Below are 17,086 nucleotides of genomic sequence, written 5' to 3'. Positions count from 1 at the left end.
ACAGCCATCCCCTGTCATGCCTTGATCACACCAACGCCTGGCGTAAATCGCGGGTGGTGGGGGCTTCGGCGGTCAGGTCCAGTTCGTCCTCGACGTGCTGAAGGTGGTTGAGCATGATCTGCATCGCACCCGGCGTGTCGCGGGCCGCGATGTGCTCGATCAATGCTGCATGTTCGTCAGGGCCACAGTTGTGCAGATGGCGCGAACGATACATCGCCGTGATCAGCGAACTGCGTGAGATCAGATCGCGCAGGATCCCGAACAAAAAATCCGACCCCGCCAGCTCTGCCAGCAAGAGGTGGAAGCCGCCCGAGAGGCGAATGGTCGCCGAGGTGTCGCCACGTTGATCGGCCTCACGTTCTTTCAACAGATGCGCTTGCAGCAACGGGATTTGCGCATCGGTGATACGGTCGATCAACCGCTCGACCACGCGGGCCTCGATCTGTTTGCGGACGTGAAAGACATCGCGCGCCTCATCCACCCCCGGTTCGGCCACAAACGCCCCACGGTTGGGCACGATCGTGACCAGACCATCGCTTTCCAGAACCGACAGCGCTTGCCGGACGCGGGCGCGGCTGACCTCGAATATCTCGGCCAACTGCTCTTCTTTCAGGCGCGCACCGGGGCGGAGGCGCTTTTCCGCAATGGACAGCCAGATGCGTTCACAGATCTCGGCTGTCGGACCCGTCACGGTTTCTTTGCTGTGATACATGAAGGCTCCTTTGTTCCGTCGACATACTTGCTGCCTGCATCAAAAAGTCAATCTGTACGGCATGTTGATGTTGACTACAAAAATGTAGACAATATTGTCTATCACAGCAACCAGAAAACTCCGGGTGGATTCTGCAAGAGTCCGCAACCCTGCAACCAGCGGACGGGAACGCGCGATGGATTTTGATTTCACTCAGATCACGGCACAGGATCGCTATCGCCTGCTGACCAATTTTGTTGGCCCCCGGCCCATCGCGCTGGTGTCCACGGTTTCGGAAACCGGGCAGGACAATGCCGCGCCGATGAGCTTTTTCAACGTGTTCTCGCATGATCCGGCGATTGTGATCCTTGGCATCCAGACCAAGGCTGATGGGCAGGAAAAAGACACGGTGCGCAATATTCGGCGCAGTGGGGAATTTGTGGTGAACATGGTCGATATGGCGATTGCCGATGCGATGCTGGTGTGCGGGCTGGCGGTGGCGGCGGATGTGGATGAAATTTCGCTGGCTGGGCTGACCGCAGCGCCTTGTGATCAGGTGGCCGCGCGGCGGGTGGCCGAAAGCCCCTGCGCGATGGAATGTCGGGTGGAGCGGTTGATAGACTATGACCGTCGGGTGATCGTGTTGGGCGAGGTCGTGCATATGCATGTGCGGCGCGACTGTCTGGATGCCGAGGGGCGCTATGTTGACCCCGACCGTTATCAACCCATCGCCCGGCTGCATGGCGACAATTACATAACCTCGGACCGGCAATTTGTGATGCCATCCCCGGGGCTTGAGGCGGTGCAGGGTCGCCTGAAGGTCGGGGTCTGAGACATGAAGATATTGGTGATCAATCCGAACTCCACCGCGTCAATGACGGCGCAGATCGACGCAAGCGCGCGGCGTTGTGCGTTTGCGACGACACAGATCGAAGCGGTGAACCCATATGGCACGCCCGCCAGTATTGAAGGCCACGCCGATGAGGCGCTGGCGGTTCCTGCGATGCTTGATTTGATCCGCGACGGCGAGGCGCGCGGGATCGACGCCTATGTGATCGCCTGCTTTGACGATCCGGGGCTGGCTGCGGCGCGGGAAATCGCGCGCGGTCCGGTGATCGGGATTTGTCAGGCGGCGGTGCAGGTTGCGACCACGATTGCCACCCGGTTTTCGATTGTCACCACCCTGCCCCGATCGGTTCCGATCATTGAAGATCTGGTCGAGGCTTATGGGGTCGGCCATCGCTGCCGCAATGTGCGGGCGGTGGACATGCCGGTGTTGGCGCTGGAATCCGATCCAATCACCGCCGAGGCGCGGTTGGTGCGCGAGATTGAAGCGGCGCGGGATATCGACGGGGCCGAAGCGGTCGTGCTGGGCTGCGCGGGAATGTCTGATCTGTGCGAGCGGCTGCAATTCAGGACCGGGGTGCCGGTGATTGACGGGGTGAGTGCGGCGGTGAAGCTGGCCGAGGGGCTGGTGGGCGGCGGCTATGCGACCTCAAAAATCGGCGCTTATGATTATCCGCGCGTGAAATCCGGCCCAGTGCTGGCCGAGACTGCTTGAACCCTTCCCGATGCCCGTGCTGGGCCACCTGACCGCGCCAGACTATCGGCGCGGTTTTTTTATGGGGTGGGTTTGCGGCACCGACAAACGCGGCAGAATCGGCTTGGTTTTGTCCCCGCTGGGACGAAATTATATAGGCTGCGGTTTTTGAAGAAACACTAACAATATGTAGTGTTCATGAAGATCTGGCGCGTTAAGGCGCTGCTCAGATATCAGCAGGACGCCCCGTGATGATCCACCTTCAGGGGCCGTCCTAGATTGCTGAAATTATGCCGAAAGCCGCCGCTCGTCCACCTGCGGCACCGCAAGCGCCGCTATGCTTTCGGCGACGCGGTGACACGCCACGCGGCTGCCGTCGCTGTAGGCCTGCATCTCGGGGCGCTCTGCTGCGCAGCGGGCGTCGGCTTGCGGGCAGCGGGGGTGGAAGGTGCAGCCTGAGGGCGGTTTCATCGGGCTGGGCACTTCACCCGATTGCACCTCGCGGTCGCGTTTGGGGGCGGTGACGTTGGGAATGGTTTCCAACAGAAGCTGCGTGTAGGGGTGTTTGGGGTTGGCGAATAGCACTTCGGTTGCGGCTTGTTCAACGATGCGGCCCAGATACATCACCGCAATCTGGTCAGACATATGGCGCACCACGCTCATATCATGGCTGATGAACAGGTAGGTCAGGCCGATTTCGTCCTGCAAACGCCGCATCAGATTCAGGATTTGCGCCTGCACTGACACGTCCAAAGCCGAGGTCGGCTCGTCGCAGACCAGAAATTCCGGCTCGGTCGCCAAGGCGCGGGCGATGGAGATGCGCTGACGCTGGCCGCCGGAAAACTCGTGCGGGAATTTGCGGCCATCGCGCGGGGCAAGGCCAACGGTGGTCAGCAATTCACCGACTCGTTCGGTGATGTCAGCCTCGGTGTCACGCAGTTTCAATTCGCGCAGGGGTTCGGCGATGATGTCGAACACCCGCCAGCGCGGGTTGAGGCTGGCGTAGGGGTCTTGGAAAATCATCTGTGCGGCCAAGGGCTTGCCATTCTTGCCCATGGCAAATTGCATTTGGCCCGCGGTCGGCGCATAAAGCCCCGTGACCAGTCGCGCGACGGTGGATTTGCCGCAGCCGCTTTCGCCGACAAGACTAAGGCAGCCCCCCGAGGGCACCGCAAAGCTGATATCATCGACGGCGCGCAAATAGGCTTTGGGTTTGCGCTCGATCACCCGGTTCAGCCAAGGGGCCGAGACGTTGAACAACCGCGACAGATGCGTGACGGTGAGGGCGGGAATGGGGCTGGGCGTGGTCATGCGGCGCTCTCCTGTGCGGGTTGGTTCAGCCAGCAGGCGCTGTGGCCAGACCCGCTGGGCAGCAGATGCGGGCGCTCGATCCGGCAGCGCGGCATCACTTGCGGGCAGCGCGGGTTAAAGGCGCAGCCTTGCGGGATGGCATCCAGACGCGGCATCGCGCCGTCGATCTGCTGCAGGCGCGGCACCCGTGCGCCCAAAGTCGGGATCGAGCCCATCAGGCCGCGCGTGTAAGGGTGGCTTGGGCGGGCGATCACATCGGCGACCGGGCCGATTTCCACCAAGCGCCCGGCATACATCACCGCCACGCGGTCGGCGGTTTCGGCAATGACGCCCATGTCATGCGTGACCAGCATCACCGCTGTGCCGTTGTCTTTGCACAGGCGGCGCAGAAGCGAGGTGATCTGGGCTTGGATCGACACATCCAGCGCCGTGGTCGGCTCGTCCGCGATGATCAGTTTCGGGCGCGCGGCGAGGGCCAGGGCGATCACCACCCGCTGCCGCATCCCGCCGGAAAATTGGTGGGGAAAGTGGTCGACGCGGATGTCCGGGCCGGGGATGCCAACCTCGGCCAGCAGTTCTATCGCGCGGATGCGGGCCTCGGCGCGGTTAAGCGGCAGGTGCAGGCGGATGGTCTCAACCAGTTGTTTGCCAACCGAAAACAGCGGGTTCAGCGAGGTCAGCGGGTCTTGAAAGATCGCACCGATTTCGCGGCCGCGCACCTTTTCCATCTCGCGGTCTGACAATTGGTCGATGCGGCGACCGTTCAGCCAGACCTCGCCGCCCGCAACATGGCCGGGGGGTTCCAGCAGGCCCTGCACCGCAAGGCCGGTCATGGATTTGCCCGCCCCGGATTCGCCCACCACACCAAGGATTTCGCCGGGCTGGATGGTCAGGCTGATATCGGCAAGAGCTGTCACCGTGCCATGGCGGCCCGGAAATTCCACCCGCAGGGCGCGGACATCAAGCGTCGGTGTCTGGGTCATGGCTGTGTGTCCTGTCGGATCGGGTAGCTGGGGGGGAACAGTTCAGCGACCGGGGGGTGCTGCCAACTGCGCTCGGGGTATTTTGCGCGCAGGCCGTCGAACTGCGCCTGCGCGCGGCTTTGCGCGGTGGCGATGTCGATGCCCGCGACGCGGCCTTCGCACATCGACAGGCGGCCATCGACAAAGGTGGCTTGGGTGACTTTGCCGGAGCCGCCTGCGATCAGGGTGGTGATCGGGTCAATCGCCGGGGTCATGATGGCGTCATCCAGCCGGAAGATGGCGATGTCGGCGCAGGCACCCGGTTTCAGGCAACCAATGTCGCTGCGGCCCAGCGCGCGGGCGCCGCCCAAGGTCGCGGCATCCCAGAAATCGGCGGATTGCTGATGGGGGGCGGTGGGGTCTGCGATGCGGGCGGTCATCAGGCCTGTCAGCAGGTTCAGCAGCATATCGGCGGGGGCGGTGTCGGTGCCCATGGCGATGTTGATGCCACGCGCGCGCAGGCTGCCGAACGAGCGCAGGATCGAGCCGCCGCGTGCCGAGACCAGCGGGCAGTGGATGACGCTGACACCGTTTTCGGCGTAGTGGGTCAGATCAATTTCGGTGGCGTTGGTGGCATGGGGGGCAAGGATGCGGTCACTCAGCAGGCCTTCGCGCGCCAGCCAATCGGGGGCGGTGGTGCCGTGCAGGGCTTGCACCGTCTGCACCTCCATCGCGCCCTGTGCCATGTGCAGACGCACGCGGCAATCCAGATCGCGGGCGGCGTCCATCGTGCGTTTCAGCAAAGGCGCGGTGCAGGTTTCCACCCGGTCGGGGGCGAGCATGCCGTTGATCAGGCCGTTGTGGCGGCCTTGTTGTGCGGTGATGAAGGCGATGGCGTCGTCAAGGCCTGCCATGCCGCGCGGCTCGTCAAACACCGGGCTCATCTGGCCGGGGGCGTCCAGCACCATGCCACCCGCGCGGTAGGCGGGCGAGAGGTAGACGCGCAGGCCCATTTCAGCTGCGGCCTCGGCGGCGGCGGTGAATTCGGCGGTGGTTTCGGCCCATTCGCGGTAAAAGAGGGAGGCGATCGGCGCGGCGGTGGTGATGCCATTCAGCAGCAGTTGCGCGAAGGCGTAGCGTTTCTGGAAGGCCAGTTCTTCTGGGGAATACATCTCATAGGGGCCACGTTCGACGTAAGAGCGCGGCCAGACCCGGCCTTTCGCCCAGCCGGGGTTGTGGTCGATGGAAAGCACGGTGGTGTCGAGATCAGACAGCGCATCAAGGTCGATCAGGCCGGGCGAGATCAGGGCACGGCCAAGGGAAATGCGGCGGGCGACCTCGCCTTCAAAGCGTTGGCCGACGTGCAGGATGCGACCCGCTTCAAACACCACCTCGCCGCCCGGTATCAGGCAATGGCCGCTTTCGGTGTGGCCCAGCACCCAATCGGCAGTCAGCGCGGTGCGGCCCGGCGGCTGCGCGCCAAGCGTTAGTTCAGCAAGTGTAGTCATGGCATGGTGATCCCCGGCAGGGCCAGCGCGCCGTTGCGGGCAACCACGCGACCGCCTTTGACGACCAAGGGGCGCGCGACTTCTTCGACCACAGCATGTGCAAGGGTTTCGCCTGCGACCAGCGTCAGATCGGCGACAGCGCCCACCACCAGCCCCAAAGCCTCCACCCCCATCGCATCGGCCCCACCGCGCGAGGCGGTATCAAGCAGCAGTTCCAACTCGTCATCGCGGCGCATGCGGTTTTTCATGCCCACAATGCGGGCGCGGTGCAGCATGTCGGGCTGGCCCCACGGCCCCCAAGTGTCGCGGATACCGTCGCAGCCCATGCCAACCTTGATGCCAGCCGCGCGCATGTCTTGCAGGCTTGGCACCTCGGCCGACGGGTGGCCGGTGGTGAAGATGCGGATGTCTTCGCGGGCGACAGCCTCCATCAAAGGCCCAACGCGGTGCGGGTCGGGCGTGCCCAGACAGAAGCAATGCGAGACGCCAACCTTGCCCTGCATCCCATGCGCGCGGGTGCGGGTGATGATTTCTTCCAACGTGAAGGCACCGAGTTCGCCGTATTCGTGCAGGTGAATGTCGATGGGCTTGCCGTGCTTTTCGGCCAGCCGGAAGATGGCATCGAGGGAGGCTTTCGGGTCGCGGTCCATCGACGACGGGTCCAGCCCGCCAACAATATCAGCCCCCATCGCCAAGGCTTCGTCCAGCAGCTCATAAACGCCGGGGCGGATCATCAGGCCCGATTGCGGGAAAGCGACGATTTGCAGATCGACGGCCCCGCGCAAGGCTTCGCGGGTGCGCAGCTTGCCTTCCAGCAGCGTCAGCTTGTGGTCGTGGTCTACATCGACATGGCTGCGGATATGGCCGGTGCCATTGGCGATCAGCTGCAACGCATGGCGCATCGACTGGCGATGCACGTCAAGGCCCAAGGGGATACGCTCATTACGTTCGTTGTCTATCAGGTCTTGCAGATCGCCGCCCTTGCGCCCCGTATACCAGCCCATGCCCCAAGTGGTTTTATCCAGATGAGTGTGGGCATCGACCAGCGCCGGAATGGCAATCGCGCCCTGCCCGTCCTCGACCGCGACACCATCAACGGCAAGGTTCGGGCCGATGGCTGCGATACGGCCATCGCGGATCAGCAGATCAGTGGCGGCGTGCGCCATCACACGGATATTGCGCAGCAAAAGATCGGTCATGACTTACCTCAGTTTCGGGTTCAGGGCATCGCGCAGCCAGTCACCCAGCAGGTTGACCGACACGACGAGCAGGCACAGTTGCAGCACGGGGAACAGCACGATCCACCACATGCCAGAGAACAGGAATTGGTTGCCAAGCCGGATCAGCGTGCCAAGGCTGGGCTGGCTGGGCGGCATCCCGATGCCAAGGAAAGACAGCGTCGCCTCGGTCAGGATCGCCATGCCAAAGTTCAGCGTGGCCGCGACAAGGATCGGCGTCAGCGTGTTGGGCAGGATATGGCTGAACATGATGCGGCGGGCGGGCACTTTCAGCAGTTGGGCTGCTTGCACATATTCCTTGCCACGCTCTACGGCGGTTTGGGCGCGCACGGTGCGGGCATATTGCACCCAGCCGCTGAGCACGATGGCCAAGACCAGCACCCCCGCCGCGCCGACATCGCGCAAGGCAGGTGGCAGCAATTCGCGCACGATGGCGCTGACCAGAATGGCAATCAGGATGGTGGGGATCGACAGCAGAATATCACCCACCCGCATCAAAGCGTTTTCGACAAAGCCGCCGTAGTAGCCCGCAGCCAGGCCAGTGCCGATCCCGATCAACAGCGCAAACACCACCGAGGCAATGCCGATCAGGATTGAGATGCGCGAACCATAAAGGATCGCCGACAGAATATCGCGGCCTTGGGTGTCGGTGCCAAGCAGGTAGGGCCATTGGCCGCCCTCTAGCCAGATCGGCGGGATTTCGGCGTTCCAGAGCTCAAGTTGCGCCGGATCAAACGGGTTTTGCGGCGCGTAAAGCGGGGCGGTGAAAGCGCTGATGATCAGCACCGCCAACAGTATCGCCGCAAAGACGGCGCTGCGTTGCCGGGTGAACGAATACCACAGATCGCTTTGGCGGATGCGGGCGAACAGGCTTGGCGAGGTCAGATTGACGGTCATGGATCAGGCCTTTGCATTGCGCAGGCGCGGGTCGATCAGCGCATAGGTGATATCCACCAGCGTGTTCAGCGCGACGAAGATGAAAGAGACGATGCAGAGATAGGCGGCCATCACCGGGATATCGACGAAGGTGACCGCTTGAATGAACAACAGCCCCATGCCCGGCCATTGGAACACGGTTTCCGTGATCAGCGCAAAGGCGATCAATGATCCGATGTTCATCGCCGTCATGGTCACCACCGGCATCAGGCAGTTGCGCAGGGCGTGGCTGTAATGCACCCGCCACGCTGGCACACCACGGGCGCGGGCGAATTTGATGAAATCAGACCGCAACACTTCCAGCATTTCAGCGCGCACCAGCCGCATCACCAGCGTGATCTGGTAGAACGACAGCGCGATAGAGGGCAAGATCAGCGCGGCGCGGCCCGATGGCGTGAGCAGGCCCGTGGTCCACCAGCCGATGCTGACCACATCGCCCCGGCCAAAGGCGGGCAGAATGTTGAACATCACCGAGAACACCAGGATCAACATGATGCCGATGACGAAGCTGGGCAATGAGACGCCGATGATCGACAGGAATTGCAACCCCTCGGAATACCATTTGCCGCGATGAATGGCGGTGATCACCCCCAAAGGCACGCCGACCACCAGCGAGATTATGGTGGCCATCAGCACCAGTTCGATGGTGGCGGGGAAACGCTCGGCAATCAGGCTCATCACCTCTTGCTGGTTGCGGTAGGATATCCCGAAATCGCCCTGCACGGCATTGGTGACAAAGTGCAGATATTGCATCGGCATGGATTGGTTAAGGCCAAGGCGTTCGCGCAGCTCATCCCGCTCGGCTTGTGTGGTCTGTTCGTTGACCATCAACTGCACCGGATCGCCGACAAAGCGGAAAATCATGAAGGCCATCAGCGCCACAACGAGCATCACAAATGCCGCGTTCGCCAGCCGTTTTATCAGGAAAACAATCATGGGACTGGCTCCGTAAGGGGTGGGGCCCGGCGCGTGTTGCGCCGGGCCTGATGCGGATTTATTCGGTCATCCGGGTCAGCCAATGGCGACCCTTGTTGTCCGAAAGCTGCACCACGCTTTCCACCTTGTCCGAGGTCGCCCAAGCCATCGGCTGCTGGTGGAAGGGCAGCATGATCGACTCGTCCTTCACGATCTTCAGCGCTTGCGATTCCAAGGCCAACCGCTTGGTGCGGTCCAGTTCGGTCGAAGCCGCGATGATCAGCTTATCCAGTTCAGGATAGGACCACCCACCCCAGTTGAATACCCCGGCATTGTCGCTTTTGGTTTGGAACACTTGCAGCAGGATCGAATAGGCATCCAGCATCGGCTCGTTCGCCCAGCCAAAGCTGAACATATCGGCCTCGCCATTGGTCTGCTTGATCTGCTGCACGGCGTTCGGACCAATGCTCAGCGTCGGCTTCAGGCCAACGCGGGTCAGCATCGACACCATGGCGTTGCAGATTTCTTCCTCGTTCAGCCAGACATCGTTGGCGCAGACGATTTCAAACGCAAAGTCCTCGGCGCCAAGTTCCTTGATCATCGCGGCGGCTTTTTCGGGGTCATAGGCCGAAGGCACGTCCAGCGCCGCGTCATAGCCGGGGATCGCGGGTGCGACCACGGTGCCGGTGACGCGGGATTTGCCGCGCATCACCTTGTCACGGATCAGGTTAAGGTCGATGGCCAGCGCCACAGCCTCGCGCATTTCCTTGTGCTGGAAGAAGTTCGGCTGGCCATTGGCCAGTTTGTCTTGGAAGTTGAAGCCGAACATGATGGTGCGCAGCTCATTCGCTTCCATCACCTTGACGGTCGGGGTGGCGGCCAAGCGCGGTAGATCCTGCACCGGGGCTTTTTCGGTAAAGTCGATCTCACCCGACAGCAGGGCTGCCACGCGGGTCGCATCCGACGCAATCGGGGTGAATTCGATGCGTTTCAGGTTGTGCTTGGGCGTGTCCCACCAGCCATCATTGACGATCAGCACGGTTTTGCTGTCTGGCACGCGGCTTTCGACGATGAACGGACCAGTGCCGTTGGCGTTGAACGTCGGATAGCCTTCGACCTTTTTCGCCACATCGGTCGGCAGCTCGGCATTGTGTTCCTTCAGCCAGCCTGCATCAAACATATGGATGTTGGTCAGATCGTTCAGCAGCAAGGGATAGGTGCCGACAAGTTCGATATCGACGGTGTAGTCATCGACCTTGGTGGCCGACTTAAAGGCAGGCAGATTGCCCTTCAGCGGGCTGTCGGGATGGCTGACGCGGGCAAGCGATGACACCACGTCATCGGCGGTGAAATCAGCGCCATCGTGGAACTTCACACCTTGGCGCAGCTTGAAGCGCCAGATGTTGTTCGGCAGCACTTCCCATTCGGTCGCAAGCGCCGGTTCGATCTGAAGATCGCCGTTGTAACGCACCAGCCCTTCATAGACATGGTTCAGAAAGCTGATGGTGAAGGTCGAGCCATAGGAATACGGGTCGAGCGAATTGATATCTCGGGCAGCCCCCCAACGCAGGGTTTGCGCCGATCCGGCGGTGGCAAAGCAGGCGATGGCGACGCCGGCCAGCAGGGTGGATTTGAAAAACATGGTCATTCCCTGTTGAGGGCCCGCTTCCTCTCGGTCTGATGCCGGGATTCGCGGGCAGGTTGTGAACGCTGGGGCAGAAGCAAGCGTCCTGTAAGCACTGTCAGAATTGCGGATCATTTTGTCAATAATTTTGTCGACAATATTTTCGACATTGCACGTTTCAGCTGATTACTTGGCAGTTCGCACAAAAATTGGGACTGAAAAGGATGAAGTGGTGGCCGCCGCCAATGCCTGATTTTCGCCAAGCCAGACGCGCATGGGATGGTGGGCGGTCGTGCGCGGAACCATGCCCCCTTTCCCACGCAGGCACGCCGCGTCTTGCAGCACTCTTTGACGTGGTGCCAGTTGAGAGTCACCCCGGCGCATACCACGCCTTTGCCTTCGCTTTGGGCGCTGCGGCTGACAGTGACGCTTTGTTACGCGATGACATCCTGTTGACGCAGAGCATCTGACCAAATGGCCATCCGAAATTGACAGCAGCGACGGGGTGTCGGCCGCTGCCCCCTCCCCCCTCGGGCGATAGATTGATCACCGGGCATGGGTAAAAGCAGATTCTTCTTGCATACGTATGCTTTGAGGTTCATTTTAGCGCCCATCAGGTAAACTCACTCGGCGGCGCATGGGAACGCGCGGGCGAAACAGCGCAAAAGGCGAAAATGGACATGGCAGACAAGATGGACAGCGCGGCGTCGAAAACCGACGTCGCGGCAGCGCGGGCCGAGAAGGTGTTGCAGGTCGAGCGGCACGATTACCCCGATCTGGCCCCCGCCAATGGCAAGCGCACGCAAGCCATGCGCGGTTTTGATCCGATTTACACCGATATTGTCGATTACATCGTGCGCTGCACCCATAAGATCTGGGACGAGCGTGATATTGGGCTGATCTACAGCCACTACACCCACAATTGCGTGCTTTATGGCACCACGGGCACGCTTTACACCCGGGAAGAGGTTGTGCGCGACACCATCCAGCGGCTGGTTTCCTTCCCCGAGCGGCGCGGCATGGCGACTCAGGTGATCTGGAAGGGCGATGAAAACGCAGGATTTTATACCTCGCATCTGGTCACCGGCACCGGGCGGCACACGCAGAACGGCCACTTGGGCTATCCGACGGGCCGCATGTTCACCTCGCGCACCATCGCCGACTGCATGATCTATGAAAACAAGATTTACCGCGAATGGGTTGTCGCCGACACCACCGCGATTTTGCAGCAATTGGGGCTGGACGTGCAGGCTTATGCCGAAAGAATCGCCAGCGCTGCGTTTGATAAGGGCATGGTTTCATTGGATATTGGCGAAAATCGCCACATGATCGGGCAATATCCGCCAGAGGCCGAGGCTGATCTGTCCATCGCCTCGAACGACCTTGAGCGTCATACTTTGCGCTGGCTGCACGATGTCTATAACCGCAAGATGCTGGGCCAGATTGCCGATCTTTACGCCCCGACCGCGCAATATCATGGGCCGCTGATGGCGGAACTTTATGGTGTGGCCTCGATCATTCACCAAACCTTGGGGCTGATCGGATCACTGCCGGATGCGGCGTTCACCCCGCAGCACATCTGCACCACCCCCTGCGAAGAAGGCGGCGAAAAGGTCGCGGTGCGCTGGATCATGGAGGGGCACCATCTGGGCTATGGCATCCTGAACCATCTGGGCGCTCCGACCGGAAAGCGCGTGCAAATGATGGGGATCACGCATTTCCACTACAAAAACGGCAAGATTGTTGATGAATGGCGCGTCTATGACGAAGCCTCGGCGCTGGTGCAGGTGAAACTGGCGCAGATGGCTGACCGCAAGGCCGCGATGCTGATCGCGTAGCAGCTAGCCCCCCCGAGCAACTCAACGGCTCGCCTGCAACGGCGGGCCGTTGGCGTTTCGGCGGCCATATGTTTTTGAGTGCAGCCGCAATATTATATTTGCAATCGTATGCAAAGAATGTTTAGCTTTAGCGGTAGATTGGTTCCGGGCTGCCAGATTCAGCCGCAGAGATGAAATCACCAACAGAGGGTGCGATATGAAAATCAGAATGACCAAGGCGTTGATGGCTGGTGCGGTAAGCGTTGCGGCCCTGCTTTCGGGGGGGGCTGCATGGGCCGATTGCGGCATCACGGGCGCGGGATCGGTGCGGATCCTGTCGAATGACTTTGAAGCGTTGCGCATCGTCAATGATGTGGCCGCAACCTGCGCCACCGCAACCGTCACCGTGACGGCCAATGCCACTGCCGAGCATAAGAACATTCAGGGCCCGGCGCTGACCGCCAATCCCGCCGAATACACCGTGGCCGTGGTGGCGAACAATTCCATCGTGCCGCTGCTGAACGACGGGCTGATCCGCCCGCTGGATGATCTGGTCGCCAAATACGGTGCCAGCCTGCAACCGAACCAGTTGATCAAGATCGACGGCAAGGTGATGGCGATTGCCTTCATGGGCAACGGTCAGCACCTGTTCTACCGCAAGGACATTCTGGAAAAGGCCGGTGTTGCCGTGCCGACCAGCTATGAAGACATGCTGGCCGCAGCGCAGGTGATCAAGGACAAGGGCCTGATGGAATACCCGCTGGCCGCCGCTGACAAACCCGGCTGGGATCTCGCTGCCGAGTTTGTGAACATGTATCTGGGCACCGGCACCAACCTCTTTGCCGATGGCTCGGCGGAACTCGCGATTGACAATGACAGTGGCCGCAAGGTGCTGGAAACCATGCGCGCGATGACCACCTTCATGAACCCCGACTATCTGACCTATGACGCGACAGAGCTGAACAAGGTCTGGGATGCGGGCAAGGTTGCGATGATGAACCAGTGGGGCTCGCTTGCGGCGGCGGCGATTGATCCGGCAACGGCCAGCGCCGAAGTGGCGGCAGGCACCGCTTTTGCCGCAGCACCCACCATCAACGGCGGCACCATTCCGGCGGCGGCTTTGTGGTGGGATGGCTTTACCATCGCGTCGCATATCTCGGATGAAGATGCAGCGGCATCTTTCCAAGCGATGGTCAAAGGCATCAGCCCGGAAACTGTCGCGGCAAACCCCGGCGTCGCAACGTGGCTGGTGGCAGGGTACGAGCCCGGCCCGACCGCCGTGGGCGTGATCGGCAATGCCAAGGGCGGCGCCAAGCCTTACCCGATGCAGCCCTACATGGGCCTGCTGCACACCGCCCTGCAAACCGAACTGGCCGATTTCATCGCCGGTAAAGAAGACGCCGATCAGGCTTTGGCGGATGTGAAGTCAGCCTATGATACGGCGGCGAAAGAAGGCGGCTTTCTGAAGTAAGCTTTCGCCACGGGCTGCAAGGTGGCCTCCCCCGCCTTGCAGCCTTTGATTTCTGGATCGGAGCCTTGCCATGCCGCATCGTGCCTTCTTCGCTTTCATCTTTCCGTCCCTGCTGGCGATGGTGCTGTTCATCACATTGCCGATTTTCTCGGTGCTGGTGCAGTCGTTCTACGTCGAGCATGATGCAATCCTGACCACTGTGGAAAGCTGCGGCCCGTTTGGCTGTGACAGTGAAACCAAGGTCGATACCGAAGCGATGGCCAAGCTGCGCGCGGATGCGCCGTTGGGCAAATTTGCAGGCTTTTCCAACTATCTGAACCGCAACCATCTGGCTGTGGCCGAAGTTGGCGCAATATTCAGCGATAACAACGGCATTGGCGACATTGGCGCGCGGCTGATGAACCTGCCGTTCTACCGCGCCTTGGCCTTCACTTTGGCCTATTGCTTTTTCGTCACCCCACTTGCGATGGCCTTGGGCTTTGCGGTGGCTTTGGCGGTGAACACCATTCCCAAGCTGCTGCGCGGGCCGACGATCTTTGTGTCGTTGCTGCCCATGATCATCACGCCCTTGGTGGGCTCGCTGATCCTGTCGTGGATGTTCAACCCGGCGGGCATCTTGGGCGCAGGCTTGCAGCATCTGACCGGCGATCCGACGCTGTCGCTGCGGGCATCTCCGGCGCTGACATGGGCGGTGTTGCTGCTGTATGGCGTGTGGACCAATGGCCCGTTTTCCTTTGTGGTGTTCTATGCGGGATTGCAAAGCGTGCCGCAGGATACGCTGGAAAGCGCCAAGATGGATGGCGCAACCCGCTGGCAATCCGTGCGGTTTGTGATCATCCCGCATCTGATGCCGCTGGCGACCTTTGTGGCGCTGGTGCAGTTGATGGACAATTTCCGGGTGTTTGAACCCATCGTCGGCTTTTCTGCCGAGGCCAATGCGACCTCGCTGTCATGGCTGGTCTACAATGATCTGGTCAGTCAGGATTCGGCGCAATTCGGCTCTGCCGGGGCGACTTCGGTGATCACGATCATCGGCGTGCTGATCCTGTTGGCCCCGGTCTTGCTGCGCACATGGCGCGATTTTAACCGGAAGGTGGTGTAACATGGCGAACACGCGCCCCTTGGCCCTGCGCGGCCTGACGACCGGATTTCTGGCAATCTGGCTGATCGCTGCCCTGTTCCCGTTTGCATGGACGGTCTGGGGCAGCTTCAAGGTCGAAGCTGACTTTTTCTCACGCGAAAGCTGGTGGTTCGCCATCGAAGGCACCCGCACCCAAGCCCAGACCGGCGGCAGCTTTACCCTTGCGGGGTATGAGGGCGCTTGGATCAAGAATGAATTCTGGAAGCCGGTGATCAACACGCTGATCGTCACCATCTGCGTCACCTGCATTTCGCTGTTTGTCGGCACTTTGGGCGGCTATGCCTTGGCACGCTCCGGTCAACGCTATGCGTTCTGGATCTTGATTGCCGCTTTGGTGTTCCGCGCCATGCCGCATATCACGCTGGTGTCGGGCTATCTGCTGCCGTTCTTTCAGCTGAACATCTGGGGCGTGCTTCCCACCACAATCGTGGTGCTGGTGGCAATCAACCAGCCCTTCACCCTGTGGATGCTGCACAGCTTTTTCCTGTCGATCCCCAAGGATCTGGACGAAAGCGCGCTGGTCGATGGCTGCACCCGCTTTCAGGCCTTCCGCATGGTGATCATGCCGGTGATGTGGCCGGGGGTGGTGACAACCGGGCTGTTCAGTTTCTTGTTGGCTTACAATGACTTCGCGGTGACTTCGATGCTGCTGAGCCAAGACAACCAAACCATGATCCCGAAGATCGCAAGCTTCCTCGGGTCGATCCAGAACGAAGGCAATGTGATGTATGCGGTCGCCGCTGTGGTCTCTGCCACCGTGCCCTTGTTCGTGCTGGTGCTGTTCTTCCAACGTCAAATCGTCTCGGGCCTGACCGCAGGCGCTGTGAAAGGGTAAATCATGGCGCAAATTCGCCTTGTGAATGTCTGCAAACGCTGGGGCTCTTATGTCGGCGTCGATAATTTCAGCCTCGAAATCGCTGATGCCGAATTTCTGGTGCTGCTGGGGCCGTCTGGCTGCGGCAAGACCACCACCATGCGGATGATCGCGGGACTGGAGGAATCGACGTCCGGCGAAATCTGGATCGGGGATCGCATGGTCAACGGGATGGAGCCGAAAGACCGTGACATCTCGATGGTGTTCCAAAGCTATGGGCTTTATCCGAACCTGACGGTCTATGAAAACATCCGCTTCCCGCTGCGGGTGCGCAATGTGCCGAAAGCCGAGCATGACGCCCGCGTGATGCGCGCCGCGGAAATGGTGGAACTCGGCCCCCTGCTCGATCGCCGCCCCGCAGCGCTGTCTGGTGGCCAGCGTCAACGTGTGGCCCTTGCCCGCGCGATCGTGCGCGAACCCAATGCGTTCCTGATGGACGAACCTTTGTCCAACCTTGACGCCAAGCTGCGGGTATCGACCCGCGCGCAGATCAAAAACCTGCACCACACGCTGAAAACCACCACGATCTACGTCACCCATGACCAGATCGAGGCGATGACTCTGGCCGACCGTGTTGTGGTGATGAACAAGGGCCAGGTGCAGCAAGTCGGCACCCCCACCGAAATCTACGACCGCCCCGCCAACACCTTTGTCGCCAGCTTTATCGGCTCGCCCGCAATGAACCTGATCCCCGGCCACATCGCGGGCGGAGTGTTCGGCGCGGATGGCATGCAGGTTGCCAACCTTGCGGCCGCCAATGGCCCGGTGACGCTGGGCTTCCGGGCCGAGGATGCCCAAGTTGTCAGCGACGGCGGCAATATCCAGGCCCCGGTCTACGCGATGGAACTGCTGGGCGATGCCACGCTGGTCTCTGTGCGGATCGCGGGTGCGTTGGTGGCGGTGCGCGCGCCGAAAGACTTCCGCATCGACATCGGCGCGCCGTTGCAGATCAGCGTGCCACTGTCTGTCGTGCATCTGTTTGACGCCAGCACCGGCGCGCGCATTGCACTATGATAGGCTTGCCCGCCAAATCTGCTATAGAGCAATCTGCGGCAACG

At 61.0% G+C, this 17,086-nt stretch carries 15 protein-coding genes; 7 read left to right on the top strand and 8 right to left on the bottom strand.

Translation table 11 applies throughout. The features are described from left to right. Nucleotides 1-25: 25 nt before the first annotated feature. Entirely contained in the window at nucleotides 26-712 is a 687-nt protein-coding gene (locus QQJ98_RS18265) for a GntR family transcriptional regulator (RefSeq protein ID WP_284326748.1), read from the bottom strand. A gap of 175 nt (nucleotides 713-887) precedes the next feature. Here QQJ98_RS18265 and QQJ98_RS18260 point away from each other — a divergent pair, with 175 nt between their 5' ends. After that, nucleotides 888-1,523 (top strand): flavin reductase family protein, encoded by a 636-nt coding sequence (locus QQJ98_RS18260; RefSeq protein ID WP_284326747.1) that lies wholly within the window; start codon nucleotides 888-890, stop codon nucleotides 1,521-1,523. A 3-nt stretch (nucleotides 1,524-1,526) separates the two neighbouring features. Continuing rightward, nucleotides 1,527-2,252, top strand: a complete 726-nt coding sequence (locus tag QQJ98_RS18255) for an aspartate/glutamate racemase family protein (protein ID WP_284326746.1) — start codon at nucleotides 1,527-1,529, stop codon at nucleotides 2,250-2,252. Nucleotides 2,253-2,519: 267 nt separating this feature from the next. Here the strand turns inward: QQJ98_RS18255 and QQJ98_RS18250 are convergent, their stop codons facing one another. The 7 genes from QQJ98_RS18250 to QQJ98_RS18220 are packed head-to-tail and all read right to left on the bottom strand — an operon-like array spanning nucleotide 2,520 to nucleotide 10,743. Further along, nucleotides 2,520-3,542, bottom strand: a complete 1,023-nt coding sequence (locus tag QQJ98_RS18250; protein ID WP_284326745.1) for an ABC transporter ATP-binding protein — start codon at nucleotides 3,540-3,542, stop codon at nucleotides 2,520-2,522. Further along, nucleotides 3,539-4,525: an ABC transporter ATP-binding protein gene (locus tag QQJ98_RS18245; RefSeq protein ID WP_284326744.1), complete on the bottom strand. Its 987-nt coding sequence runs from the start codon at nucleotides 4,523-4,525 to the stop codon at nucleotides 3,539-3,541. Before QQJ98_RS18245 ends, QQJ98_RS18250 begins: the two co-directional genes overlap by 4 nt. Beyond that, nucleotides 4,522-6,012 carry an amidohydrolase family protein gene (locus QQJ98_RS18240; protein WP_284326743.1) on the bottom strand — a complete coding sequence of 497 codons (1,491 nt, stop codon included), beginning with the start codon at nucleotides 6,010-6,012 and terminating at the stop codon, nucleotides 4,522-4,524. Before QQJ98_RS18240 ends, QQJ98_RS18245 begins: the two co-directional genes overlap by 4 nt. Further along, nucleotides 6,009-7,211, bottom strand: coding sequence for an amidohydrolase family protein (locus QQJ98_RS18235; protein WP_284326742.1), 1,203 nt, complete (start codon nucleotides 7,209-7,211; stop codon nucleotides 6,009-6,011). The genes QQJ98_RS18240 and QQJ98_RS18235 overlap by 4 nt, the downstream gene beginning before the upstream one ends. Nucleotides 7,212-7,214: 3 nt before the next feature. Then, complete coding sequence (locus QQJ98_RS18230) at nucleotides 7,215-8,147, bottom strand: ABC transporter permease (protein WP_284326741.1); 933 nt, start codon at nucleotides 8,145-8,147, stop codon at nucleotides 7,215-7,217. 3 nt (nucleotides 8,148-8,150) lie between these two features. Beyond that, entirely contained in the window at nucleotides 8,151-9,122 is a 972-nt protein-coding gene (locus QQJ98_RS18225; protein WP_284326740.1) for an ABC transporter permease, read from the bottom strand. 58 nt (nucleotides 9,123-9,180) lie between these two features. Then, nucleotides 9,181-10,743 (bottom strand): ABC transporter substrate-binding protein, encoded by a 1,563-nt coding sequence (locus QQJ98_RS18220; RefSeq protein WP_284326739.1) that lies wholly within the window; start codon nucleotides 10,741-10,743, stop codon nucleotides 9,181-9,183. 662 nt (nucleotides 10,744-11,405) lie between these two features. On the opposite strand from QQJ98_RS18220, the gene QQJ98_RS18215 reads away from it, so the two are divergent. From QQJ98_RS18215 to QQJ98_RS18195, 5 genes are all read left to right on the top strand, one after another. After that, entirely contained in the window at nucleotides 11,406-12,563 is a 1,158-nt protein-coding gene (locus QQJ98_RS18215; protein ID WP_284326738.1) for a nuclear transport factor 2 family protein, read from the top strand. 196 nt (nucleotides 12,564-12,759) lie between these two features. After that, a complete protein-coding gene (locus QQJ98_RS18210; RefSeq protein WP_284326737.1) occupies nucleotides 12,760-14,013 on the top strand; it encodes an ABC transporter substrate-binding protein in 1,254 nt (417 codons plus the stop codon). Nucleotides 14,014-14,083: 70 nt separating this feature from the next. Next, nucleotides 14,084-15,115 (top strand): carbohydrate ABC transporter permease, encoded by a 1,032-nt coding sequence (locus tag QQJ98_RS18205; protein WP_284326736.1) that lies wholly within the window; start codon nucleotides 14,084-14,086, stop codon nucleotides 15,113-15,115. Between the two features lies 1 nt (nucleotide 15,116). Further along, a complete protein-coding gene (locus tag QQJ98_RS18200) occupies nucleotides 15,117-15,989 on the top strand; it encodes a carbohydrate ABC transporter permease (RefSeq protein ID WP_284326735.1) in 873 nt (290 codons plus the stop codon). A 3-nt stretch (nucleotides 15,990-15,992) separates the two neighbouring features. Further along, nucleotides 15,993-17,042, top strand: coding sequence for an ABC transporter ATP-binding protein (locus tag QQJ98_RS18195; RefSeq protein WP_284326734.1), 1,050 nt, complete (start codon nucleotides 15,993-15,995; stop codon nucleotides 17,040-17,042). The last annotated feature ends 44 nt before the right edge of the window (nucleotides 17,043-17,086 follow it).

It is taken from the genome of Cypionkella aquatica (assembly GCF_030161095.1).
In the GTDB taxonomy this organism is placed as follows: Bacteria; Pseudomonadota; Alphaproteobacteria; order Rhodobacterales; family Rhodobacteraceae; genus Cypionkella; species Cypionkella aquatica.
The sequence above is the reverse complement of the archived record's forward strand: the minus strand, read 5'-3'. Positions and strand labels throughout refer to the sequence as shown.

Excerpts from the sequence above, each read along its gene's own strand:
- QQJ98_RS18245 (WP_284326744.1), bottom strand. The coding sequence starts at position 4,525 with ATGACCCAGACACCGACGCTTGATGTCCGCGCCCTGCGGGTGGAATTT.
- QQJ98_RS18205 (WP_284326736.1), top strand. The coding sequence starts at position 14,084 with ATGCCGCATCGTGCCTTCTTCGCTTTCATCTTTCCGTCCCTGCTGGCG.
- QQJ98_RS18255 (WP_284326746.1), top strand. The coding sequence starts at position 1,527 with ATGAAGATATTGGTGATCAATCCGAACTCCACCGCGTCAATGACGGCG.
- QQJ98_RS18265 (WP_284326748.1), bottom strand. The coding sequence starts at position 712 with ATGTATCACAGCAAAGAAACCGTGACGGGTCCGACAGCCGAGATCTGT.
- QQJ98_RS18230 (WP_284326741.1), bottom strand. The coding sequence starts at position 8,147 with ATGACCGTCAATCTGACCTCGCCAAGCCTGTTCGCCCGCATCCGCCAA.
- QQJ98_RS18195 (WP_284326734.1), top strand. The coding sequence starts at position 15,993 with ATGGCGCAAATTCGCCTTGTGAATGTCTGCAAACGCTGGGGCTCTTAT.
- QQJ98_RS18250 (WP_284326745.1), bottom strand. The coding sequence starts at position 3,542 with ATGACCACGCCCAGCCCCATTCCCGCCCTCACCGTCACGCATCTGTCG.
- QQJ98_RS18235 (WP_284326742.1), bottom strand. The coding sequence starts at position 7,211 with ATGACCGATCTTTTGCTGCGCAATATCCGTGTGATGGCGCACGCCGCC.
- QQJ98_RS18220 (WP_284326739.1), bottom strand. The coding sequence starts at position 10,743 with ATGTTTTTCAAATCCACCCTGCTGGCCGGCGTCGCCATCGCCTGCTTT.
- QQJ98_RS18260 (WP_284326747.1), top strand. The coding sequence starts at position 888 with ATGGATTTTGATTTCACTCAGATCACGGCACAGGATCGCTATCGCCTG.
- QQJ98_RS18200 (WP_284326735.1), top strand. The coding sequence starts at position 15,117 with ATGGCGAACACGCGCCCCTTGGCCCTGCGCGGCCTGACGACCGGATTT.
- QQJ98_RS18225 (WP_284326740.1), bottom strand. The coding sequence starts at position 9,122 with ATGATTGTTTTCCTGATAAAACGGCTGGCGAACGCGGCATTTGTGATG.
- QQJ98_RS18210 (WP_284326737.1), top strand. The coding sequence starts at position 12,760 with ATGAAAATCAGAATGACCAAGGCGTTGATGGCTGGTGCGGTAAGCGTT.
- QQJ98_RS18215 (WP_284326738.1), top strand. The coding sequence starts at position 11,406 with ATGGCAGACAAGATGGACAGCGCGGCGTCGAAAACCGACGTCGCGGCA.
- QQJ98_RS18240 (WP_284326743.1), bottom strand. The coding sequence starts at position 6,012 with ATGACTACACTTGCTGAACTAACGCTTGGCGCGCAGCCGCCGGGCCGC.